The 24279-nt window shown below is 59.0% G+C and carries 20 protein-coding genes; 4 read left to right on the top strand and 16 right to left on the bottom strand.

Translation table 11 applies throughout. The features are described from left to right. The first annotated feature begins 120 nt into the window (after positions 1 to 120). Together RBI05_RS06775 and RBI05_RS06770 are read left to right on the top strand one after the other, a co-directional pair. Positions 121 to 261, top strand: coding sequence for a hypothetical protein (locus RBI05_RS06775; protein WP_191089590.1), 141 nt, complete (start codon positions 121 to 123; stop codon positions 259 to 261). 145 nt (positions 262 to 406) lie between these two features. Continuing rightward, positions 407 to 2731 (top strand): TPM domain-containing protein, encoded by a 2325-nt coding sequence (locus RBI05_RS06770; RefSeq protein WP_310550528.1) that lies wholly within the window; start codon positions 407 to 409, stop codon positions 2729 to 2731. Between the two features lie 109 nt (positions 2732 to 2840). Here RBI05_RS06770 and RBI05_RS06765 read toward each other — a convergent pair whose 3' ends face one another. Further along, positions 2841 to 3707 (bottom strand): LysR family transcriptional regulator, encoded by an 867-nt coding sequence (locus tag RBI05_RS06765; protein WP_310550527.1) that lies wholly within the window; start codon positions 3705 to 3707, stop codon positions 2841 to 2843. A gap of 157 nt (positions 3708 to 3864) precedes the next feature. On the opposite strand from RBI05_RS06765, the gene RBI05_RS06760 reads away from it, so the two are divergent. Next, on the top strand, positions 3865 to 4320 hold the full coding sequence (locus RBI05_RS06760; RefSeq protein WP_310550526.1) for a rhodanese-like domain-containing protein: 456 nt from the start codon (positions 3865 to 3867) through the stop codon (positions 4318 to 4320). Positions 4321 to 4427: 107 nt separating this feature from the next. On the opposite strand, the gene RBI05_RS06755 is transcribed toward RBI05_RS06760, so the two are convergent. From RBI05_RS06755 to RBI05_RS06710, 10 genes are all read right to left on the bottom strand, one after another. Continuing rightward, positions 4428 to 5216: a formate/nitrite transporter family protein gene (locus RBI05_RS06755; RefSeq protein WP_150458871.1), complete on the bottom strand. Its 789-nt coding sequence runs from the start codon at positions 5214 to 5216 to the stop codon at positions 4428 to 4430. A gap of 112 nt (positions 5217 to 5328) precedes the next feature. Then, a complete protein-coding gene (locus tag RBI05_RS06750; protein ID WP_150458870.1) occupies positions 5329 to 6066 on the bottom strand; it encodes a TerC family protein in 738 nt (245 codons plus the stop codon). 171 nt (positions 6067 to 6237) lie between these two features. Beyond that, a complete protein-coding gene (locus tag RBI05_RS06745; RefSeq protein WP_150458945.1) occupies positions 6238 to 6960 on the bottom strand; it encodes an amino acid ABC transporter ATP-binding protein in 723 nt (240 codons plus the stop codon). 12 nt (positions 6961 to 6972) lie between these two features. After that, positions 6973 to 7620: an amino acid ABC transporter permease gene (locus RBI05_RS06740; protein WP_150458869.1), complete on the bottom strand. Its 648-nt coding sequence runs from the start codon at positions 7618 to 7620 to the stop codon at positions 6973 to 6975. A gap of 12 nt (positions 7621 to 7632) precedes the next feature. Beyond that, positions 7633 to 8457 (bottom strand): basic amino acid ABC transporter substrate-binding protein, encoded by an 825-nt coding sequence (locus tag RBI05_RS06735; protein WP_191089588.1) that lies wholly within the window; start codon positions 8455 to 8457, stop codon positions 7633 to 7635. Positions 8458 to 8722: 265 nt separating this feature from the next. Further along, positions 8723 to 9598, bottom strand: coding sequence for an N-carbamoylputrescine amidase (gene aguB / locus RBI05_RS06730; protein WP_150458868.1), 876 nt, complete (start codon positions 9596 to 9598; stop codon positions 8723 to 8725). Positions 9599 to 9645: 47 nt separating this feature from the next. Next, entirely contained in the window at positions 9646 to 10674 is a 1029-nt protein-coding gene (locus RBI05_RS06725; RefSeq protein ID WP_310550525.1) for an agmatine deiminase family protein, read from the bottom strand. Positions 10675 to 10787: 113 nt separating this feature from the next. Continuing rightward, positions 10788 to 11333 carry a phosphodiesterase gene (gene yfcE, locus RBI05_RS06720; RefSeq protein ID WP_310550524.1) on the bottom strand — a complete coding sequence of 182 codons (546 nt, stop codon included), beginning with the start codon at positions 11331 to 11333 and terminating at the stop codon, positions 10788 to 10790. 228 nt (positions 11334 to 11561) lie between these two features. After that, on the bottom strand, positions 11562 to 13046 hold the full coding sequence (locus RBI05_RS06715; protein ID WP_310550523.1) for a glutamate synthase subunit beta: 1485 nt from the start codon (positions 13044 to 13046) through the stop codon (positions 11562 to 11564). A gap of 176 nt (positions 13047 to 13222) precedes the next feature. Next, on the bottom strand, positions 13223 to 15580 hold the full coding sequence (locus RBI05_RS06710; RefSeq protein WP_310550522.1) for a bifunctional diguanylate cyclase/phosphodiesterase: 2358 nt from the start codon (positions 15578 to 15580) through the stop codon (positions 13223 to 13225). A 348-nt stretch (positions 15581 to 15928) separates the two neighbouring features. On the opposite strand from RBI05_RS06710, the gene RBI05_RS06705 reads away from it, so the two are divergent. Further along, the gene (locus tag RBI05_RS06705) at positions 15929 to 16726 is read left to right on the top strand and encodes a helix-turn-helix transcriptional regulator (protein WP_310550521.1); all 798 of its coding nucleotides are present in this window, start codon (positions 15929 to 15931) and stop codon (positions 16724 to 16726) included. Between the two features lie 61 nt (positions 16727 to 16787). Here the strand turns inward: RBI05_RS06705 and RBI05_RS06700 are convergent, their stop codons facing one another. The 5 genes from RBI05_RS06700 to RBI05_RS06680 form a co-directional block, all read right to left on the bottom strand. Further along, positions 16788 to 17228 carry a hypothetical protein gene (locus RBI05_RS06700; RefSeq protein ID WP_310550520.1) on the bottom strand — a complete coding sequence of 147 codons (441 nt, stop codon included), beginning with the start codon at positions 17226 to 17228 and terminating at the stop codon, positions 16788 to 16790. 563 nt (positions 17229 to 17791) lie between these two features. Further along, positions 17792 to 18136 (bottom strand): hypothetical protein, encoded by a 345-nt coding sequence (locus RBI05_RS06695; protein ID WP_310550519.1) that lies wholly within the window; start codon positions 18134 to 18136, stop codon positions 17792 to 17794. Between the two features lie 388 nt (positions 18137 to 18524). Further along, the gene (gene pulA, locus RBI05_RS06690) at positions 18525 to 20519 is read right to left on the bottom strand and encodes a type I pullulanase (protein WP_310550518.1); all 1995 of its coding nucleotides are present in this window, start codon (positions 20517 to 20519) and stop codon (positions 18525 to 18527) included. Between the two features lie 101 nt (positions 20520 to 20620). After that, a complete protein-coding gene (locus RBI05_RS06685; RefSeq protein ID WP_150458861.1) occupies positions 20621 to 21238 on the bottom strand; it encodes a C39 family peptidase in 618 nt (205 codons plus the stop codon). Further along, positions 21235 to 24237 carry a PAS domain S-box protein gene (locus RBI05_RS06680; RefSeq protein ID WP_310550517.1) on the bottom strand — a complete coding sequence of 1001 codons (3003 nt, stop codon included), beginning with the start codon at positions 24235 to 24237 and terminating at the stop codon, positions 21235 to 21237. The genes RBI05_RS06685 and RBI05_RS06680 overlap by 4 nt, the downstream gene beginning before the upstream one ends. Positions 24238 to 24279: the final 42 nt, after the last annotated feature.

Raw genomic sequence — 24279 nt, 5'->3', positions numbered from 1 at the left:
ATTGCTTTTCTCATCCATAATGTTCATAATAGCAGTATCAAACAAATGATAATGATTATCATTATTGCACTTAACCGGCTCACACCCTTATTCATTCTGGTTCAAAAGGAGACTGACTGTATGAATACCGCCGCCAAACGGACTTCGCTTCAAGTTGACGATTACCTGGATCTGCTTAATCTGGCCGTTAAGGTCGGAGACCTTAAATGGCAGAAAGAAATCAAGTCCCGCCTTCAGTTTCTGCTGTGTCTGGAAGCTTAGGCCCTGTTCTGACGATCCTCTGCGGCTCCGGCCGATTCCAACCGCGTCTTCCTCTTCCGGGAAAGGCGCGGTTTTTGCTTGGAAAGGGTTATTATATAATAAAGGTATTGACGGGCAATCCTGCCCGAGAATGGAGCGTGTCCGTTTGAGAAAAAGCCTACTTGCACTGTTGCTGTCTACCCTGCTCTTCCTTCTTGGCGTTCCGGCCGCGTCGGCCGCCGCCATCCCGTCTCCCGGCGGAGCCGTAGTCGACCAGGCCGGCCTGCTCGGTTCCGGCCAGGCCGATGCCGTCGCCAAGCAGGCTGAGCAAGGCCCCTACGCCTTCCGTATACTCATCCTGCCTTCGCTGGATGGGGAATCCTCCGAGCAGTATGCCTATGACGTCTATGAGAGCTGGGGACTCGCGGAGAATGAACTGCTGCTTCTGATCGGCAGCGAAGACCGCACCGTCGATCTGCATTTCATGAACCCCGGCCTTCAGGCCGCCTTGAACGCCTGGTCCGCCAATCAGGGCGGGGGCAGCGGTTCCGAAGCGATCAAGCAGCTGCTGGATACCTATTTCATCCCCTATGCCAAAGAGGGGGACTTCGGCAAAGCCATCCTCTCGGTGATCGGGGCAACCCATGCCATCGGCGGAGACGCCGGCGCAGAATCCGGCGCGTCCGGCGGCAGCGGGCCCGGCGCAGGCGCTGCGGCCGGTTCCTCCGGAGGATCGGATTCCGGCACCCGCGGAACCGGAACGTCCGCAGGCTCGCCGGCGGCTGCACCCCGTCCGGGAACCGGTACGGATGGTTCCTCCCGGTCTCTCGTCTACCTCCTGGCCGGGGCCGTTCTGGCCGGCCTCATTCTGTATGTGACGGTGACCGGCATTCGGCGGCGCAAGCAGCTTCGCGCCTCGCAGGAAGCGATCTCCGATCTGCTCGTTCGGGCGAACCGGGGCCTGGAGGCGCTTCAGCCCTTCCAGGGCATTGTTCAGGGCAAGACCCAGCAGCTGGCCGATACCGCTTCCCGGACGCTCTCCGACCTGCTGGTCAAGCTGTCGGCCCTCTCCTCCGAGCAGCAGAGCGGTTCGCTTCCGGCCTTCTACCGGCTGGGAGCGTTGTCTGCGGCCAATCGCCAGCTCCAAGGCGCAGAGAGCGAGCTGCGGACGGCGCTGGAGGAGCAGGAGAAGAGCATCGCAGCAATCAGCGAGGCGGACCGTACGGTGAAGCAGCACATCAACGAACTGAAACAGGCGGCGCCTGAACTTCAGAGCGAATTCCAGGATGCGCTTCAGGAGACCGGATACGGCCTGGAGGACATTGCGGACGATCTCAAGGAGCTGGCCGAGCAGACAGCGGAGGCCGACAAGCTGGAGCTGTTCGATCCCATTGCCGCCCAGACGGTCAGCGCACAGGCCAGAGAACTGCAGGAGCAGATCAGCCGGGATGTGCAGGATGTCGATGTGTATCAGGACAAAATCCACGGCTTCCCGGCCGCGCTGGCGGCCGCCCGCTCCGAGATTGCCGCGCTGATTGAACAGAACGCGCTGCAGAATATGAAGGTCAAGCCTTACGAGCTGCTGAAGCAGGCGGAAGCCGATGTCGCCCTGCTGGAAGAGGAGCTGCGCGGCGGGGACCTGAATGAAGTACGCCGGATCGGCGCGGAGATGGACCGGCGGATGGAAGACGCCGTCTCCATGACGAAACGCCAGGCCGAGATCCGGCTGGCCAACCGGCGGGATCTGAATCAGATCCGCGAAGGCTGGAAGGAGCTCGGGAGCGCCCAGGAGCGGCTCCGAAGCCTTATCGCTTCGGCTTCCGCCCGCTATGCCCGCAGCCATATCGAGCCCGCGGAGGCCGCGCTTGCCGAATGGAGCCGCAGGCTGAGAGAGGCCGAGGCCGGCGTGCCGGAGATTGAAGCCTGGACCGCCGATGAGCGGGGCGAATTCGACAAGGCCCGCGAAGGGCTGGACCGGCTGCTCGCGCTTCAGGACGAGGCCCGCCGCCTGCTCGGCGAAGCGGCCGGGGACTTGGGCGAGCTCGACAACCGGCTCGCCCGGGTGGAAGCGGCGCTCCGCCAGGGCGAAGCGGACGCCGAAGCGGCCCGGCGGCTGCTCCAGAGCCGGGGGCTGCATGCCCGGGACGGTCTGGCGGGACTTCCGCCGTACCGGGACCTGCAGGCCGGCCTCTCCGCCGGCCCGTATCAGCTCGACGCGCTGGAAGCGTCGGCCCGGGCCTTCCTGGCCGGCGTAGCCGCCTACGCCGAGGAGGCGCAGCGGCTGGTCCGCCGCAAGGAAGAGGAGGAGCGGCTGGCGCAGATGGCCGCCATGCAGGCGCAGATGCGCCGCGAGGCCGAGCGCCGCGGCGGTCCGGGCGGCTTCGGCGGCCCCGGCGGCGGCCGTTCCGGCGGGGGCGGCGGCCACTCTTCCGGCGGCTCCTCCTGGGGCGGCGGAGGCAGCGGCCATTCCTCCGGCGGCTCCAAATGGTAGAGCCCGGCACCTAACGGCAACCGGGCCATCGAACCGCGAACCAGAAGCTCTGCCGCAGCTGCGGCAGAGCTTCTTTGGCGCGCGTAACAAGCAGGCTCCGGGCCCCTCCTTACTCCGTCATCAGCCCGATAAACGTCTCGCAGCCGGCCGGAAGCGCCCCGGGCCGGGTGACGAGCTGCACGCTGAAGCCGCTGTCCCCGTCTTCAAGCGGCACCGCAACCAGTTCGCCCCGCCCGACCGGCCCTGCGAAGGCATAGCCCGGCAGATAGGCCGCGCCGAACCCCTGTCTGGCGGCCTGGAGGATGCCCTCCAGATGGCCCAGCTCCATCTCGATCCGGGGAGCGGCCCCCGCCGCCCGGCACAATTCCAGAAGACGCTCCCGGTAGGTGCAGCTCTCATCGGTCAGCACCAGCGGCTCCCCGTCCAGTTCGGCGGGAGCTATGCGCTCCCGTCCCGCGAAGCGGTGGCCGGGAGCGACGACCAGACAGAGCGGTTCCCGCCGGAGCGTTCTGGCAACCAGTCCCTCGCCCGAGAAAGGGCGGTCAAAGATCAGGCCGATGTCGGCGGCACGGCTTCGGACCGCCGCAATAATCTCCGGCTCCGAACCCGGAACGACCTTCAACTGAAGGCCGGGATGGCGCTCCCTGAACCGCAGCAGCCGCTGGGGGAGCAGGCAGACGGCAATGGTCTCGATGGACGCGACGACCAGGGAACCCGACGCCTCTCCCGCCACGGCCGTTCTGGCTTCCTCCCGGACCGCCAGCATCTGCCGGGCGTACGGCAGCAGCGTCCGGCCCGCAAAGGTCGGAAGCATGCCTTGACCGGCCCGTTCCAAGAGCGCCGTGCCGTAGATCTCCTCCAGGCGGGTCATCTGCGCCGTTACACTCGATTGGGCGTACCCCAGCTTCTCCGCCGCCCGCGTCAGGCTGCCGCTGTCGACTACCTCGCAAAATGTCCGCAGATAGGTCAGTTCCAATGCTTGATCCCCCTGCCTTCCGAATGCCCGGAGCTCTTCCGGGCCGTTATCGAAATCTTCGATAATCCTTATCCAATACTATAGATAACGGGCCGTCGGGATTCAAGCTACAATAGGAACATCTTAACCACCCCATCCACCGAAGGAGGAACTCTCTATGACCGTTCGCCCCAAATCCCAGACGTCCGCCAGTCCCGCCGCCGATCCGGCGGCAGCCGCGGCTCACTTTCAGGCCAGAGCCGCTTTTGAGACCGACGTCGCCGACGTCGCCTACGATCTTCACCACGGCGTCCAGGACTTCATTCTTCTGGATGTCCGTGACGCGCAGTCTTACGAGGAAGCGCATCTGCCGGGAGCCCGCTCGCTTCCGGGCGGCTTCCTCCGGGGCGAAACGCCGCCCTTTGGCAAGGATGACCTTCTGGTCGTCTACTGCTGGGGTCCGGCCTGCAACGGCGCCACCAAAGCGGCGGGCCGGCTGGCCGCAAAAGGCTACCGCGTCAAGGAAATGCTGGGCGGCATCGAATACTGGAGGCTGGAAGGCGGCGAACTGGAAGGCACCCTGCGCGAGGCCGCCCCGCTCCATTACCGGATGCCCGCTCCCGGGCGGGATTGACGCCCGTTAAGCCGAACCAAGCCGCCATCCGCCCCTCAGGGCGTACGGCGGCTTTATTTGGGACGGGGAAGGTTCGGGAACGGCATCCCCTGCGCATGGGACAAGGGTCAGTGCGGCTCCTCGTCCAGAAACGGCTTATTCACATAGTAGTACATCACGCCCATCAGTACGCCGCCGCCGATCAGGTTGCCGATCGTGACGGGAACCAGGTTATGGAACACCCCGTTCCATGAGATCGTCCCCGGATGATTCAGCACCAGCGCAATGGCGAAGGTACACATGTTGGCGATGCTGTGCTCGTATCCGGAGATGAAGAAGCAGAAGACAAACAGCATCATGGCGAACATTTTGGCCCCGTCGGTCTTCATGGACATCGGGACAAAGAAGGCGAGACAGACAAGCCAGTTACACAGAATCGCCCGGAAGAACAGCTCCAGCGCAGGCGCTTCCATCTTGTGCGCGACCACGCTCAGAAGGAACCCGTTCACATCCGGCGAATCGAACAGCCCCGTCAGATAGATCAAGAGCGCAAAAGCGGTGGCGCCGAGAATGTTGCCGATGTAGCTGATTACCCACATGCGGCCGACCTCGGTCCAGCGCAGCTTGCGGCGGAGCGCCCCGTACGTGTAGTAGAACGTGTCGCCGGTGAACAGATCACCGCCGCCGTACGAGATCAGGATGATGGCCGCGCCGAAGGTCACGGCTGCCATCGGATAGGTCAGCGGCGAATGCTCCATGTAGAAGAAGTTGCCTGTCTTGAAGGCCACGATAACGCCGAATCCGATGAACATGCTTGCCAGCATGGCGCGGGCAATGTACCGAAGAATACTGTTGCGGTAAATCTTCTGTTTCTTGAGGGCAAGCCGTTCGACTTGCTGCAGCGCTTCAGTCTCCATAGAACCTCCGTGTCGGTTGTGTATTTCGCCCCAGCGGGCAATCCGGCAGATACTACCAGTTTATTATACCCAATAACCCGGCAAAATTCCGTTGAATCACCCAAGCGCCCCGTTATCCTTTCTTGCCCTCCCGCCGCCGCTTGGCCCGGCTGTAAATCAGCGTACCCGCGAACATGGCAATGAGGACGGCAAAGAATACGGTATGCGGCAGCTCGTAGCCAAAGGCGCCGGCGAGCATCTTGCCGGCAATGATGGCGATGAGCAGGAAGGCTGTCTGCTCCAGCTCCGGGAACTTGTCGATCAGTCTCAGGAAGAGCTGGGCGACGCCGCGCATCATCAGCACGCCGAGGATGCCGCCCATGAACAGCACCCAGACCTCGTCGCTGAGGCCGAAGGCCGCAATGACACTGTCGATGCTGAAGGCGATGTCCATCAACTCGACGAGAAGCACCGTTCTCCAGAAAGAAGCGCCGCGGTTGACCGTCTTCTCCTCTCCGCCTCCCCGGAACAGCCCTTTATACGCAATGTAGAATAAATAGAGCGCGCCCAGAACTTTGACCGTTGTGAACTTGATTAAGTACGTTCCAAGCCCAATGGCAATGAAGCGGAACAGATAGGCACCTATAATCCCATAGAACAGCGCCTTCTTCTGCTGCTCCTTCGGCAGGTGCCGGACCATGACGGCCAGAACGAGCGCATTGTCGGCCGACAGCAGGCCTTCCAGCAGCACAAGACTGCCTATGATGCCCCAGCTGACCGGATCGGACAAGGTGGCGGCGATATCACTCCACGAGAAGAAATGGCCGTAATTCTCGCTGATGCTCCGAAAAAAGTCGGCAAACCAATCCATTGATGTTTAACCCTCCGGCTGCAAATTATTAAGCGGATAACCCGTTCTACTATACTCTTTTTTATACGTCTCGGCCAGAAAGAGGTTCCCTGCACGCCGTCTTCGCCGAACGCAAAACCGCCGCGGCATGCGCCCCGGCGTTCTTGACCTCTGCGGAACAAGCGGCCTCTCTTACAGCACTTTGGACAAAAACTCCCGCGTCCGCGCCTGCTGCGGCTTCCCGAACAGTTCCTCCGGCGTCCCTTCCTCAACAATGTCGCCGCCTTCCATGAACAGCACGCGGTTGCCGACCTCCCGCGCGAAGCCCATTTCATGCGTCACGACGACCATCGTCATTCCTTCGGATGCCAGATTCTTCATGACGGCCAGCACTTCGCCGACCATCTCCGGGTCCAGGGCAGAGGTGGGCTCGTCGAACAGCATCATCTTCGGCTCCATCGCCAAGGCCCGGGCGATCGCCACGCGCTGCGACTGGCCGCCCGAGAGCGACGCCGGATACGCGGCAGCTTTGTCCGCCAGCCCGACCTTCTCCAGCAGCTCCATTCCTTTGGCCCTGGCCCGATCCGGCGTCCAGCGGCGGACCTGAACCGGAGCCAGCATCAGGTTCTCGATCACCGTCTTGTGCGGGAAGAGATTGAACTGCTGAAAGACCATGCCCACCTCGGTCCGCACATCGTGAATCCGCGTCTTGGGGTCCGTCAGTGAGATGCCTTCAATGACAATCTCTCCGCCCTGCGGCCGTTCCAGCAGATTCAGACAGCGCAGGAAGGTGGATTTGCCGGAGCCGGACGGACCGATGACGACCACGACCTCCTGCGGATAAATCTCGACGTTCACATTGCCGAGCACCACATGGGCGCCGAACGCTTTGCGCAGATGCCTGACGGCAATAATCGGTTCCATCGGTTACAGCCTCCGTTCCACTTGCTGCAGCAGCTTGTTGAGCAAATAGGTGAGGATAAAATACAGCACCGCCGCCGTCAGATACGGCTCCCAGATGCGGTAATACTGGCCCTTCATCGTATTGCCCCAGTACATAATCTCCGGCATGGCGATGACCGCCAGCAGAGACGAATCCTTGACCAGCACGATGAACTCGTTGCCAAAAGCAGGAACCATCCGCTTCACCGCCTGCGGCAGCACGACGAAGCGCATCGCCTGCCTCCCCGTCATGCCGAGCGACAAGGCCGCTTCCCGCTGTCCGCCGTCAATGGACTGAACGCCCGCCCGGAAGATCTCCGCCGAATAGGCGGCCGAATTCAGCGAGAGCGCTACGACGCCGGAGACCAGCGCATTCGTGCTGCCGTAGAAGACCGGCACGATGCCGAAGTGGACGATCAGGATCTGTACATAGAGCGGCGTTCCGCGAAAAATATTGATGTAAGCATCGAACGGCAGCCGCAGCAGCCGGCTTCGGAGCATTTTGCCGAACCCGATACCAAGGCCCAGCACCGAACCGATCAGGATGGAAGCGGCGGAGACCCCGACCGTGTACAGCATCCCCCGCATGAATAAAGGCAAATAGTGCATGACCAGATCCATTCTGAAATCCATCGCCGCATCCCCTTACTTCGCCTGCTTCAGATTCTCCAGATTCGGCGCTTCCCCGAACCATTTCTTGTAGATCTCTTCATACTTGCCGTTATCCAGCACCTTCTGGATGGCCGGGTCCAGCTTCGCTTTCAGCTCGCTGCCCTTCGGATACAGAATGCCGTAATACTCCGAGGTAAAGTTGGTGTTGTCGGTGATGCCGACCAGCTTCTGGTCCGGATTGTTCTTGATGAACTCGCGCACGATGGCGATGTCCGCCACCACCGCGTCCGCGCCGCCCCCTTGCAGCTCCATCAGTGCAACCGCATTGCTGTCGAACCGCTTCAGCTTCGCATTGTCCATGCCCATGATGCCGCTCATCAGCGTATCGGCTGTCGTCGCCGTCTGCACAGCGACCTTCTTATCCTTCAGATCAAGCGCGCTCTTGATGTCGCTGCCCTCCTTGACCATAATCATGTTCGTCGACTCAAAATAAGGGATGGAGAAGTCATACGTCTCCTTCCGCTCATCCGTAATGGATACGGAAGACAGGCCGGCCTGATACTCCGTTCCCTGCTTGACGCTCTCAAGCATCGTATCCCAGCCGGTATTGGAGACCTCGTACTTCATTCCGGCTTCCTCCATTACCGCCCGGATAAAGTCGATGTCGAAGCCTTTGATCTTGTCTCCGTCCATAAACTCCATCGGCGCATAGCTGGCGTCGCTCGCGAACTTGACGGTCTCTCCGCCGCCCGAACCCGAGCTGCCGGAGCCTTCCTTGTTGTTGGAGCCGCATCCCGCTGCCGTCAGCAGCATCAATGCCATAATAGCTGACATAAAAATCGCTTTTCTCTTCTTCATCCCCTGACCCCCCAAAATATAGTCGCTAAACTTAAAGAGATTTTATCAGATCAAAGCAACGGTGACAATTATATTTCTGTGTTTATGTTATATTATATAACATAATATGTTGTGAGAGTCGGAATGCATAGAAGGCAATTCAGTCTGTATGGGAAATGGAACTTCTCCTCTTTAGTGCAGCGGATCAATTGGATGTAACACAAAAAAACAGCAGCCGGGAGTTGCCTCCTTGCTGCTGTTGCATTCTGTCCGTTTCTCCATTCAATCAGAACGTCAAATCCCCGTCATAACTCGCGATCATCCGGTACAGCTCCGGACGGCGGTCGCGGAAGATGCCCCACTCGATCCGGCCGACCTCAAGCTGGTCCAGATCGAACTCGGCGGTCAGCACCGCCTCTTCGCCGCGTCCCGCTTCGGCAATCATATTGCCCTGCGGACCGGCGATGAACGACGAGCCGTAGAAGTCGATGCTCGACTCCTCATCCTCTTCCCGGCCGATCCGGTTCGATGCTACCACCGGGATCAGGTTGGCGGCGGCATGGCCGCGCATCGTCATCTGCCAGTGGTCCTTGGAGTCGATCGAGCCGTCCTGCGGCTCCGAGCCGATGGCGGTCGGATAGAACAGAATCTCCGCGCCCATCAGCGTCATAACGCGCGCCGCTTCCGGGTACCACTGATCCCAGCAGACGCCGACGCCGATCTTGGCGTACTTCGTATTCCAGACCTTGAAGCCCGTATCGCCGGGGTTAAAGTAGAACTTCTCTTCATAGCCCGGTCCGTCCGGAATATGGCTCTTGCGGTATTTGCCCAGCACGGTTCCGTCGGCGTCGATGACGGCGAGGGAGTTGTAGCGGGCATAGTTCTTTTTCTCATAGAAGCTGATCGGCAGCACGACCTTCAGCTCCTTCGCCACTTCCTTGAAGTGGTTCACGGCGCGGTTCTGCTCCAGCTCGGTGGCGTAGGCGTAATAGTCCGACTTCTCCTTCTGGCAGAAATACGGCGTCTCGAACAGCTCCTGCAGCAAAATAATCTGCGCGCCCTGCGCCGCCGCCTCGCGCACCAGCTTATCCGCCTTGCGGATGTTCTCTTCAATATCGCATGAGCAGCTCATTTGTGTAGCCGCTACCTTCACTTGTCTCACGATGATGTCCCTCCTCGCTCTGCGGCCTTAAGCCGCGGCTCTGATCGTCAATGCCCCTTCGGCATCTGTTGGGTCGTGCAGTGCACGTTGCCGCCTTCCGTGATAACAGCCAACCCGTCTATGGTGCGGATTACACGGTCCGGGAAAAGCTCCTGCAGCTTCGCTTCCGCAAGCCGGTCAGCCGCTTCCGCCGCCCCGCCGAATACCGGCAGAACAATCCCGCCGTTCACAAAATAGAAATTCAGATAGCTCAGCGTCAGCCGGCTGTCCTCATGATCGGCGCGCGGCGGCTGCTGAATCGTGTGGATCTCCAGCTTCCGGCCCCTGGCATCCACGGCCTCTTCCAGGATGCGCAGATTCTCCTGCGCAATGGCGTAGTTCTCGTCGGCCGGGTCGTCGCAGATCTGGATCAGCACCTTGCCGGGACCGATGAAGCAGGCGATGTTGTCGACATGGCCGTCCGTCTCGTCGCCGCTGAGGCCACGCTTCAGCCAGATGACCTTCCGGGCTCCGGTGAATTTATGCAGATACTCTTCGATGTCGCCGACTCCGAGACCGGGATTGCGGTTCGGATTCAGCAGACATTCCTCCGTCGTCAGCAGCGTGCCTTCGCCGTCGGTGTGGATCGAACCGCCTTCCATAACAATCGGCGCATCGAACCGGTCGATATGCAGCCGCTCCAGAATCTGCGGCGCGACCTTGTCGTCAAGGTCCCACGGCGAATATTTGCCGCCCCAGGCGTTGAACTTCCAGTTCACGCCCGCAAGCTTGCCCTCCGGACCGGTCAAAAAGGTAGGCCCGTTGTCGCGGAGCCAGGCGTCGCTGTGCTCGATCGGCATCAGCTCAACGTTCGGGAAGTCCAGCAGATGCCGGACCTGTTCGGCTTCCTCGGGATTCACGATGACCGTAACCGGCTCGAACTCGGCGATGGCCCGGATAATGCCGGCATAGCCTTCGCAGACGGAGGCGTAGCTGCCGGGATAACATATGGAAGCCTGTACCGGCCAGGAGATAAAGGTGCGCTCATGCTCGGCCCACTCGGCCGGCATGCTATAGTTGAGGTCAATTGGATTCATGGCTTGGATTCCCGCTTTGCTGAAAGATTTGGATAAAGCGCAGGCTGGCCGCGATTTACCTCACCTATCATACAATATAATACCCGTCAACAAAAGCGCCGTTCTTGCCCTTCTTATTGGAAAGCAATCGACTTAATCACAGAGCCGTCGAATCCTTTGACGGCAAAGCCCGACGGCTCAAGAATGCCGTACGAATTCGGATAGTTCTCTTTGGGCAGCGAGATCGAGCCGGGATTCAGCACATAGATCCCCTCCCGGATGTCCGCCACCGGGACATGGGTATGTCCCTGGATGAAGATATCGCCTGCATTCAGCGGCGGCAGGGCCTCCATGCCGAAGACATGCCCGTGCGTAGCGAAGATCCGCCGGCCATCGGCCCAGAGCTGAATATCGTCGCCCATCATCGGGAACGCAAGGAGCATCTGGTCCACCTCGGCGTCGCAGTTGCCGCGCAGCCCCAGCAGTTCGGTGCTGCGCTCGTTCAGCAGCTCCGCCACACCCTGCGGATCATAGCCCTCGGGCAGCGGATTGCGCGGACCGTGATACAGATAATCCCCCAGGAACACCAGCCGGTCCGGCCGCTCTTCATCGGCCTTGGCCAGCGCTTTCTCCAGCCAGTACCGCGAACCGTGAATATCGGAAATAAACATCAGCTTCATGAATTCTTCGAGCCTCCTTCTCATTCCATAAGCTTCTTGCCTGTAAGCCTCTTGGTCCCATCATAATCCTTCCCCGCCTCCCCTACAACCTGAAGCGGCGGGACGGTCCCGTCCCGCCGCTTATCGCCTGCACACCGAAAAGGACGCCCTCTCGGGCGTCCTCGTTTCGGGTTGTTATCGGTCCTTGATCCGGATTGATCCGGTTCGTTGAGGGTCGCTTCGGGTCGTTCAGGGCAGCTCCGACGCTCCCATCAGGTAGCGGTCGACTTCGCGGGCAGCCTGGCGTCCTTCGCTGATCGCCCATACGACAAGGCTCTGGCCGCGGCGCATATCGCCGGCGGCGAACACGCCGTCCACATTCGTCGCCTGGAGGCCGAATTCCGCCTTGGCGTTGCCCCGCTCATCGCGCTCCACGCCGAGCTGGTCCATCACCTGCTCTTCCGGACCGGTAAAGCCGAGCGCCAGAAGTACCATCTGCGCCGGGAGCGCTTCTTCGCTTCCCGGAATCTCGACGGCCATCATCCGGCCGTCCTCCGAGCGCTTCCATTCGATGCGCACGGTATGCACTTCGGTCAGATGTCCTCTGCCGTCGCCGCCGAACCGCTTGGTGGACACGAGATAGCGGCGCGGGTCTTCGCCGTATACGGCCGCCGCTTCCTGCTGGCCGTAGTCGACCTTCAGCACCTTCGGATACTCCGGCCACGGATTATCCGCCTGCCGGCTCAGCGGAGCTTGCGGCATAATCTCAAGCTGGACGACGCTCTTGCAGCCGTGGCGCAGAGCGGTAGCTACGCAGTCCGTACCGGTATCGCCGCCGCCGATGACGACCACATCCTTGCCGGCGGCCGACAGATAGCTTCCGTCTTCCAGACCGGAATCCAGCAGGCTCTTCGTGTTCAGGGTCAGGAATTCCATCGCCTGATGGATGCCTTCCAGATCACGTCCCGGTACCGGCAGATCGCGCGCCTTTGTCGATCCGGTGCACAGCACAACGGCATCGTGGCGGCTGCGGAGCTCTTCGGCGCTGACGTCTCTGCCGATCTCCACGCCGGTTACGAATTCGACGCCTTCGGCAGCCAACAGATCAACCCGGCGCTGAACCTTGCTCTTCTCCAGCTTCATATTCGGGATGCCGTAGGTCAGAAGGCCGCCGATCCGGTCCGCTCGTTCGTATACAGTAACCGTGTGGCCGGCCTTGTTAAGCTGCGCGGCGCAGGCCATACCCGCCGGTCCCGAGCCGACGACGGCCACCGTCTTGCCTGTCCGCAGAAGCGGCGGCTCCGGCACGATCCAGCCTTCTTCAAATCCGCGGTCGACGATCGACTTCTCAATATTCTTGATGGTTACCGGACTGCCGTGCTTGCCTACCGTACAGGCCCCCTCGCAGGGAGCCGGGCAGACCCGGCCGGTGAACTCCGGAAAGTTATTCGTCTTGTGAAGGCGGCCCAGCGCCACCTTCCAGTTGCCCCGATAGACCATATCGTTCCATTCGGGAATCAGATTGTGCAGCGGGCAGCCCGAAGCCATACCCGACAGCAGCCGGCCGACGTGGCAGAACGGCGTTCCGCAGTCCATGCAGCGGGCCGCCTGCTCGCGCAGCTTCTCCTCTTCCAGCGGAACCGTGAATTCGTTCCAGCCGCCGATGCGCTCCAGCGCTTCGCATTCGCCGGGCGTCCGGCGCGCATATTCCAAAAATCCTGTCGTCTTGCCCATGTTCTTCTCCTCCGTCTCCGTATAACTCTCGCAATGATAATTATGCCGCATTAAAGCAGAGAAGCCCAAGCCTGCGCCGAAGCGCCTCTGCGGGATACTTGCAGGAAATAACCTGATCTTATCATCCGGTCAGAGCGCGCGGCGTGAGCAATGTCACCTTTTGGAGGATGAAACATTCATTTTGATAGAAAAAGATCATACTGCCGGTTGAAGATGAATTCTTCCAGCTTCGCAGCCGGAAGCGGACGGCTGATGTAGTAGCCCTGAAGCTCATCGGTGCCCAGATGGCACAGCAGCTCGAACTGCTCCTTAAGCTCGACCCCCTCGGAGATGACGCGCAGTCCGAGATTGTGGCCCAGCTCAATCACCGTCCGGACCAGCGTATCATCGGTCGCTCCCGGCCGAATGCCGGAGACGAAGGACCGGTCAATCTTGATGAGGTCGACGGTGAAATGCCGCAGATAGCTGAGCGAGGAGAATCCGGTTCCGAAATCGTCGAGTGAAATGCGGAAGCCCAGCGAGCGCAGCTCTTCAAGCGCTCCGAAGACGGATTCCCCCGACATCAGCACCGTTTCGGTGATCTCCAGCTCCAGGCAGCCGGGCTGGAGCCCGTTGGCCTTCAGCGCCCTCGCGAGCTCTCCCGGCAGTCCGGGATGCATGAGCTGGAGGCCCGAAATGTTGACGGCCGCCGTCAGCTCCACGCCGTTCTCCCGGAACCGGCGCAGATCGGTACAGACCCGCTCGATTACCCAGGTTCCGATGCCGAGCATCGAGCCGCTGGCTTCCGCGAGCGGGATGAATTCGGCGGGCGAGACCGGTCCGAAGGTCGGGCTGGTCCAGCGCAGCAGCGCTTCCACTTTGACGACCTCACCCGTTGAAGCGGACAGAATAGGCTGGTAGTGCATCTCCAGCTCCCCGTTTTCGGCGGCCGAGAGAAGCTGCCGGCCGAGCACTTTTTTGCGGCTGACCCTCTCGTCCAGCTGGGAGGAATAGCGAAATACGTTGTTCCGGCCGTTCTCCTTCACCTGGAACATCGCCAGATCGGCGGCCTTGACCAACAGCTCGGCGCTCTCTCCGTTCTGCGGGTACACGCTGACTCCGATACTCGCCGTACTGTGGAACACCTGTCCGTTCAGAAGATACGGCTCGGACAGCACGCGCTGAATCGGGAAGATGCGGGCCTGTATATCCACGGGATCGGACAAATGCGCCAGCAGAATCGTGAACTCGTCTCCGCCCAGTCTGGAGACCAGGTCTTCCGGTCCGACCGCCCCCGAGAGCCTGTCGGCAATCTGCTTCAGGATCGCATCTCCGAAGTCATGCCCCCAGGTGTCGTTGATCGCCTTGAAGTGGTCCAGGTCAATGAACAGCAGGGCAATCTGCCGGCCGCTGCCGGCCGCCTGACGGATGGCACGGTCCAGCGTCTGAAAGAAGTACGCGCGGTTGGGCAGCCGGGTCAGCGGGTCCAGCATCGCCTTGCTGTGCAGTTCCTGATGGGTGCTCTCCAGCGAGGACACCAGCCTGTTGAATTCCTTCTCGACTTCACCGAATTCGTCCCGCCCCGTTAGACCGATCCGCACGGTCAGATCGCCGCTCTGCCGAATGACCCGGATGCTGCGAACCAGCGCCGCCATCCGGTTCAGGATCGTGCGGTTGATAAACAGCAAGCTGAGCAGGCAGATGCCGGTTGTCGATATAACGAAGAACAGCGTGAAGTTCGACATGGCGTTCTGGCCGCTCAAATAGATATGGCGCTCCTGCTCCATCGAGAGGATAATGCCCGGGTTGCCGAACAGGTCATAGATTACGCCGTGTCCCGCCAGGAAATGTCCCGAGAGCTTCTCTACCCAGATATTCTGTCCCCCGCTGCCCGCCAGCCGTTCGCCCGTAGCGCTCTCCACTGTAATTCCGGAGGGACTCAGGCGGCCGATCCGGCCGATCTCTTCCCGGTCCAGCATGCGTCCGGCGACCGCCATTCCGGCAACGGGGCCCGAACGGTCGTTGCGAACAATGGGCTGGCAGGCGATCAGCATCGGACCTTTCTCCAGCATCACGAGACCCACGAATCGGTCGCTCGCCTCCGTGAATACGGCCAGCCGCTGGCGGATGGACGACAGCAGTTCCGTCACCTCGGGCGTTGCCGGCACCGTCTTCTGGCGTCTCTGATTGTACATGCCGCTGTAGACCAGGTCGCCCCTCCGGTTCGTCAGAGCCATCAGGTCAAAACGGTTGCTCTCAAAGGTAGCCTCGTCAAAATTGCTTTGAATATAAGGATTCTCCGGGTCCGGCGCCGTCCGTTCCCGGACAAAGTCATACGTCTCGTCCCAGACCGAGTAATTGAGCATCGTTTCGTTAATGCCCTGAAGCTCTGTATGATAGGTATTCACGATATCGGACATGCGCGATTCCACCGCCTCGCGGTCCAACTTCGCGAACCGGTCCAGAAATATCGTATTCGAGAGAATATATGTAGACGACAGCGCAAGCACAGCGACGGCAAGAATATACAACAGAATCTTGGTACGCAGTTTCATTGTGGTCTCCCCGGAAGTCGATTTCAGGTGAATAATCAAGTCATTAGGCAAAAAGTCCCGCAACCATTGTATCACGGCTTCAGGACCCCCGATACCGTCCGGGGGGTCCAAATCTTCCCCAGAATCCAATGGGATTCATGCCGGGACCAGGCTCCAAAAAAGCTTCCCCTGAACGTAAGCTTTCTCTCTTTTTACTATCGACCAAATCCTCTGAATAATCGAGAGCCCGCGCCTAGGCGCAGGATGCCGGATGAACGGCTGCAACCAATTATATATCATTGAAAAATATGACTTAATAGGATATATTCCCTTTTGTATTATTTCTCTGTCATGAGGAGGAGGTCTTCGATGTTCAGCAGTCTTGCAGAGAAGAAGAGCTGGTTCACCCCGGATGATCTGGTTCCTGAAAGGAGAGCCCGGTTCGGCAGCGCTCTGTCCGAGGGCGTTTCTTTTTCTTTTGTTGACTCCCCTTCGCAACCCAGAATGAGCGATGTGCCGGAGAACAGCCTGTTGTCCTGTATTCATTCCGTCACAGCCCGCTCCGCGGCGTCGGTCGTCCTCCCCTTCACCTTGATGGCCGTATCGGCGGAAGGACGGGTGCTTGAACTCATTCACTCCAACGAAACGCTGCGCCGGGAAGCCGAGCAGGCGGGGCTGCGCCGCGGATTGATGCTGGACTCGCTCCATGCCGGAATGAATGCGGTTTCACTCGCAATGGAGACGGGAGGCCCGACCGTAGTTCGGGGGGTGGAGCATTCCCACCCCGTATTCCGGCAGTGGAATTGCATCTGCGCTCCGCTTGTGTTCGAGGATCGGCGATACGGATTTCTGGACCTGTCCTTCAGCGTGGCCCGCGAGGTCGAGTTCGCGGTTCCGTTCGTTATTAAGCTGGCGGAGGATATCTCCGCCCAGGTGCAGGCCTGCGACCCCTGTATGAGACGCAGCCGCATTCAGGAGCTTTTTCAGGAATTCGGACTGACTCCAAGAGAACGCGAGGTTGCCGAGCTGTGGATGAACAAGAAGGGGGCGCTGCATATTTCCAGCCAACTGGGAATCAGCGAGGGAACGGTACGCAATACCGTCAAACGCATCTACGAGAAGATGAAAGTAAGCGACCGGGCGGAAATGATAGGGCGGCTTCTCTGAAGCCGCTTTTCTTATAGGATCAAAGCAAGCAGACTCATGACGGGAACGGATTCCCTCTTAATTAGCAGCGTTTCTCGCCCCGTGACAAAATCAGCCTCTTCCTGCGATTAAATGACTTGCTGTCGTTCTGAATCCGATTTAAACACGATACGTAAAACTCCAGCGAAACGCCTTCCGCCAAAAGGAGAGCGTCGATTTTATTGGTGGCATAATTCTCAAAAAGGTAGCGTTCCAACAATAGGACCGTTATCATAGCTGCCGTAAAAACGGTGATTCTCTCCATCCCTGCTGCATTGGGGAAATAACAAGCTCCAACGACCGTGATGAATAGTGCAATGAGCAGGATGAGCAGCGGAGCAAAAAGCCGGGCGACCGCAAAACCCTTTTGAATCCTCAAAGCTTCGATTGCAACCAAAGTTAGCAGCTCTTCAGCCGGCAGTTCCGCTAGAAGAACCTGATCGATAATTATCTGGGGATGAAGAATCCCCGCAGATACAATCATAGGTTTCCGGTTTCTTGGAATGTCCCACACCTATAACGGCCTTCGGATGAGACCCATCGCCTCAATCTTCGCATCAAGTTCTTTCTTTATCGGGCCTTCCTCTATCTCCCTCACTCCACGCAGGTAAATATACCCATTAAATTCCCCATGCCGGGATCACAATCAGAGATGCAACAACGAAGCTGTACGTTAAAGATAAATCGATGAAATAATCCACAAAAAGGATGGAAATCGCAGCGACCGCGAGATAAACGGCCGATCGATAGCGAAGAAGGCTTTTCAAGGCGTATGGGAAGATTTATGGGTGAGGAGTCCAGTGCTCATTCTCGTTCCTCCTTCCGTCAATAATGACAAGGCGGCTTCTCGGAAGCCTCCCATGATTGTATTTTCCGCTACAAGATAACTCCGCTGCAATAAATACTGATAGAGCAAATCATTCTGGTTCATTCTATGCCTCTTGCTGCGTCTGTCTGGCCTTATCCCATTCCCTACGTGATATCCTACCTTTTATGTATAAAAGATTCGCATTCCTTTTCATTAAAATCCCCCCCATTAAATGGTATTTATAATTTTTTTACATTAATTATATTTAGCGCAATGATTATAACAAGGATAAAAATAATAAAACTCACGGAACCCCAGATGTCCATATAACTTTTTTTGTGCATTCTTATTACTAAAATTAAAGCTGAACATGCCAAGGAAAAACAAGATCTCCATATCCCTGAATTATTAGATCCAAGCCTTGCATGGCTGAATTCTCCCCAGGCGTAAAAGCTCAAAGCTACAATTGTTCCAAGAACAACAAAAGTTGTGCCTTCAATATCCCCTTCTAAGTAATAAATAAAGGAGAGTACTGAAAAAATAAGTGTAAGCATAAAACAAAAAAATGTAATTTTAACTTTCATAAATACTCCTTTACAAAGTGGATGGATTTATCCCACATAAATGGATGTTATTTGTTGGCAATCTTTGTCGCTAATATCATCCAATCGATAAGAATAAAACCTATAACTTTCCTTTACTATTATACAAACCATTATTTCAAGCTACCTTATCCCATTGGGATATTTACACCTGTCAAATCACGTTTGTTTCAATAATGTACGCAGACTAATTCCTCGCACTGAGTCATAAATCGCAGGAATATCTTAAAGCAATGCGGCCCTTTGTCCATATCTTTCTATATGTTATACGTGTAATAGAAAAAACCTCCTGAAGTTCGCCGGAATACGGACAGTTCAGGAGGTGCGTTTTGGATACGATATTGAAAACAGTCAGCCGTGAACCGCCGCCTCAGTCGTGCGTCGCCAGTCCGCTCTGCGGCAGAACCGCGACGACGGCCATGCCGGCGCCGGTCAGCGTAAGCTGGCTGCCGGAGAGATCGCCGAGAATCTCGTCGCCGAAGATCGGCTTCCAGTCGCCGAGTTCCGGGAGTTCAAAGACGGCGCCTTCCGGCTTCGGGATATAGGCGACAAAAAGGTGTTCGGCGGCGTCCCCGCCGGCATGTCCGCGCAGCGTGTAGGCGACCGTGCCGAGCGGCGCCGGCTCGAAGAACAGGTGATGCCGGATGTCTTCGGCTTTGCGCAGCCGGAACGCCGGATGGCGGAGGCGGAGCGAGATCAGCCGCTTCATGTAGGCAACATCGTCCTGGCGTTCGGCGCAGCGCTCCCAGTCGAGCCAATTGACTTCGTCCGGCGACTTATAGCTGTTCTCCACGCCGCCCTTGGTGCGCATGAACTCCTGTCCCGCATGCAGGAAGGCGATGCCCTGGCTGGTCATCACCATCGCGGAAGCGAGGCGGTGCAGGGCGCGTAGATGTTCCTCGCCTGCGTCCTCGTTGGAGAGAACGAGCTTATCCCAGAGCGTATGATTGTCATGGCACTCGACATAGTTGACGCTCTGATCCGGTTCATGGGCAAAGCCCGCCAGACCCGGAGCGAACGGAATGCCTCCGGCTACGACGGTCTTGACCTTCCGCTCAAAGCCGCGGGCTCCGCTGACGAAGCCTTTGCGGTCGAAGATGAAGATGTCGCCCTTGACCGTGTCGCGGAAATCATCGCTGAACTGGCCGATCCGCGGCATCTCCTTGCTGTTCTTCTGATGGGCAAGCCGGTTCGTGTCCAGCTCGGTATCAATGATCCAGCCTTCTCCGATGGTCATGATCGTCGGGTCGATCTCGTCCAGACGGCGGCGGACCTCGTTGATGGTGTCATAATCCATCAGACCCATCAGGTCAAACCGGAAGCCGTCGAAATGATATTCCTTGGCCCAGTAGAGCACGGATTCCACAATGAAACGGGACATCATTATGCGTTCGGTGGCGTTGTCGTTGCCGCAGCCGGAGCCGTTGGAGAGCGTTCCGTCTTCGGCGTAGCGCAGATAATAGCCCGGCACGAGCTTCGAGAAGTTGGCGCGGTAGCCGTCATAGACATGGTTATAGACCACGTCCATAATGACGCGCAGACCGCGGCGGTGCAGCGCCTGGATCATCTCTTTCAGCTCGCGGATGCGGACTCCCGGAACGTACGGGTCGGTCGCATAAGAGCCTTCCGGGACATTGTAGTTCTTCGGGTCGTAGCCCCAGTTGAACTGCGGCTCATCCAGCCGGCTCTCATCGACGCTCTCGGTGGAATAATCATAGACAGGGAGAAGCTGCACATGCGTTACGCCCAGATCGGCAATATGGTCCAGACCGGTCCGAATACCGCCCGGACCCCGGGTTCCGCTCTCGGCCAGGCCGGCGAACTTGCCTTTGGCCGAGATGCCGCTGGCCGGATGAATCGACAGATCGCGGACATGCAGTTCATAAATCACGGCGTCGGTCGGGGCTTCCAGCGGTTCGGCATCGACGCGGTCTTCCGCCCAGCCCTCCGGGTCGGTTCCGCGCAGATCCAGGATCGCACCCCGGTCTCCGTTGACCCCGACAGCCCGGGCATAGGGATCGGCCGCTTCCTGCCAGCGGTCCTCCTGAAGCCGCACCCGGAAGGTATAGAAAGCGCCTTCGAGATTGCGGTTAACGGCAAGACTCCACACGCCGCGCGCTTCCCGGCTCATGGCCAGACGTTCCGCCGTTCCGCCCGTTCCGGCATCGTACAGCGCGACTTCTGCTTCCAGCGCCGTTGGCGCCCACAGCTTGAAGGTTGTCGCTTCCGGACTGTAGCTCACTCCCAGATCCCCGCCGTCATAGGCGAACATTTCGTCAAATGCGGGATCGAATACGGACACGCCGCCGGTCGCCGCCGGGTCACCGTAATAGAGGGGTTCTTCCATCTCTCTTTGTACCGACATGGATTCATGCTCCTTTGAGGGTATGCGCGCATACCTGAATAATGTAGCGAATCAGAGAATTGCAGGGTGTGCAAACGTTTGATTTCCAGTTATCCCCGGCATTATACACCCCGGTTCTCCGGGGTGTCAATGCGAAGGCTAACCATCGTGAGAACGGGCCGGTTGGCCTCATAGGCGATGCGCCGCTCCCGTCCCGGGACGGCCTCGCCGCTGCGCTTGCGCCCCCCGTTGTCATGCAGCAGCAGGAAGCGGTTCTTCCCCTCCACTTCATAGCCGATGCCGACCGTCCAGTGGTAATCGAACGCATAGTCTCCCCGCCAGCGCAGAGCCGACCAGCGGTCGAACTTGACGGCAACCGGACGCCCCGCGTCGATCTCCTCCCGATACCGCTCAAAATCCCTAAACACCGCAAGGAAGACGCGGGCCCCTTCCGGCGCATGCCTCTTCCAATAGCGGCGCAGGCCCCGGACCAGTCCGCCGGCGCTCATGCCCCAGGGGCGTCCGCCATAGCGCTCATACATATGGTTGATCCGGGCAGGGGCGGATTCCGCCGCCCCGCTTCCGGGCAAGGCCAGGCCGGCCCAGTAGTCGGCCAGGGCGGCCATGGCCGCGGGTCCGCAGGCCGAGGCCGGGCGCGAGACACCCGCTTCCCACTGGGAGAGCGGGGCAAGATTCAGGCGGCGGGAGAAGCGCTCCGCCCGCCCGTCCGCTTCGCTCATTCTTCCGCTCCGGCCTGTACGGGAAGCGTGAAATAGAAGTCGGAGCCGACTCCGTGCACGCTGTCGACGGCGATGGCGCCGCCCATCAGCTCGACGATTTTTTTGCAGATGGACAGTCCAAGGCCGGTACCGCCGTACTTGCGGTTAATGAACGGATGAAGCTGGGAGAACGGCTGGAACAACAGCGCCTGCTTGCCGGCCGCGATGCCGATCCCCGTATCCCGGACATGGAAGCGCAGCGTCATGCCGCCCGGTCTGGAAGATGCGGCTGCCGACACCTCCAGATGGACGCTGCCCTCTTCGGTGAATTTCACCGCGTTGCTGACCAGGTTGACCAGCACCTGGCGCAGCCGGGCGCCGTCGCCGTTGATAATGGAAGGAACCTCGTCGCCGATGCTGGAGGTAAGCCGGATGCCTTTCTCCTGGGCTTTGGGACCGAACAGATCGGTCACCCCTTCGATCATATCCCGCAGCGCAAAGGGCTCGCAGAGCAAGGTCATTTTGCCGGCTTCGATCTTGCTGAGGTCCAGAATTTCGTTCAGAATCTGCAGCAGGGAGTGGCTGCTCTGATTGATAATCTCGGCATATCCGCTCTGCTCTTCATCCAGCTCGGTCTGCAGCAGCAGATCGGTCATGCCCATAATCCCGTTCATCGGGGTGCGCAGCTCATGGCTCATGACGGCGAGGAACTCCGACTTGGCCCGGTCGGCCTGCTCCGCCGATTCCTTGGCCTTGATAATCTCGGCTTCATTCGTCATATCGCGGAATACGACCACGGTCCCCTGGCGTCTTCCCTGATCGAACAGCGGCGTAACCCGGTACTCCGCGATGAAGCTGGAACCGTCGGCCCGCCACAGCACCGCTTCCCTGCCATGCGAGGAGTCTCCGCTGCGCACCGCTTCCAGCAGCGGCGCCGACATCGGATCGTAGACCATCCCCGACAGCGCAGTCTGATGCAGCAGGTCCTCCACCCGCCGTCCCCGCAGTTCTTCGTTCGGATAACCCAGCATCCGGGAGGCGGAAGGATTGATGAACATGACTCTGCCTTCCTGATCCAGCCCGAAGATACCCTCGGTCACCGAGTTGAGAATGAGCGTATACTCGCTGCTGAGACGCTCAATCTGCTCGATATAGCGCGTCCGCTCGGTAATATCGCGGGAGATACCGTAGACGCCGACAATTCTCCCGTCCACAATGATCGGGATGTTGACCGTATTGATCTCGATTTCGTATCCGTCCCTGTGGATGATCGTCAGGTCGTAGCTCTGCGGTTCCCCCTGGGCCGCGAGATTGAAATGATGCAGCGTTTTGTCCATATCCTTCTCGGCTACCAGAGGGCCGAAATACATGCCGATCAGCTCGTCCAGCGTATAGCCGGTCAGCTTCTCCAGATTCTCGTTGGCGGTCAGATAGTCGCCCTGCAGATTCATGGAATAGACCGCAGACGGATTGTATTCGAATATTGACTTGTACCGCTGCTCGCTCTCCTTCAGCTTGAACTCCATCTGCTTGCGCTCCGTAATATCGCGGGCGATCGCAACGACTTCCTGCGGATAGCCGTTCTCCCCGTAGACAAACCGGCAGCTCGTCTCTATCCAGCAGAACGACCCGTCTTTGCGGCGGTACCGGAATTGGAGGACCGGAATATTGCCCGTTAACCGGGCATGGCTTACCTGCTTGAGCATTCGCATCCGGTCATCGGGATGCAGATGCTCCGCCGTCCGCAGCTGCTGCACTTCCTCCGGCTCATAGCCGAGCAGCGTGCGGCTGGCAGGCGAACAGTAGACGACCCGGCTCTCTTCAAGCGAATAGCGGACAATGAGATCAAGGGAGGTCTCCGAGATGAGCCGGTAATTCCGCTCGCTCTCCCGAAGCTGCTGCTCCATCTTCATGCGTTCCGTGATATCCTGCATCATGCCGACCAGCTGGCCGGGACGGCCGTCCCGGTCAGGTATCACTTCCCATTCGACATTCACGGTGATCCACTCTCCGGGTGGACCGATCCGGTAGACGGTCTTGCCGGAGCGGCCGGCAAAGGCGCGCTCGGCCACGACATTCACCCGGTCAAGATCATCGGGATGGAGATAACGGGCGAAGTCCTCATACGGAATCAGCGGACCCAGACAGTAGGACACCATCTGACGGATCTCGTCGGAGAAGGCGATCAATCCCGTCTTCAGATTCCAGGACCACGAGCCGATCCGCGCAACGCGCTGGGCGACGGCCAGTTCTTCCTCGCTCCGCTTGCGGTCGGTTACATCATGGCCGATGCCCATGATCCGTTCGACCTGCCCGTCATCGCCCGTAATGATCTGAAAAGAAATCTCGAACCAGCGGTAATGTCCGTCCTTGTGCCGCAGGCGGCGGAGCCGGCTTGCGCCGGAACGCGCTTCGCTCACGATGTCCGCAGACGGTTCGCGGTCCTCCGGATGGTAATAATCCCAGCGGTTGGTCCCGATGACTTCATGGACCGCATATCCCAGAATCGTCTCAAACGACGGAGAGAGGAAGGTAAGCGTCCCGTCCGGCTGGCTGACGGAAATAATATTGTGTTCGCTCTGAATGAACAGGTCGTACAGATCCCGGCTGTTGATAGTAATCTGGTCGGCAATTTTGCGGTCCGTAATATCCTGGGCATACAGCAAAACGGCTTCCTCGCCGTTCTCCCGGACCTCCCAGACATAGCGCAGACCGAGCCAGACGTGACGCCCCGGCTCCGGCGCGAAGCGCCAGTCCATCTCATAGACTCTGCCGGAGGCTGCGAGCAAATGGCTCAGAATCGAGTCGAACGGAGGAAATTGCCCTTCCGGTCTCAAGAGTTCCGGGCAAGAATCCAGGCCTTCGGCCCACTGCGGGCGCTCCCCTCCTGTCAGGATGTCGCGCATGGCGGCATTCGCCTGCATCCACCTGCCGTCCGCAGGGCGCAGCAGCGCAATCCCGAACGGGGCTTTGTCGAATGCCATATCCATCCACTCTTGCTGCAGTTGAACATTATCCATCTAGGGAGGCTCCTCCTTTGCTCTAGCCGCTTGTCCATTCAT

This window comes from Paenibacillus glufosinatiresistens (assembly GCF_031470375.1).
Taxonomy (GTDB): Bacteria; Bacillota; Bacilli; order Paenibacillales; family Paenibacillaceae; genus Paenibacillus_AQ; species Paenibacillus_AQ glufosinatiresistens.
The sequence above is the reverse complement of the archived record's forward strand: the minus strand, read 5'-3'. Positions and strand labels throughout refer to the sequence as shown.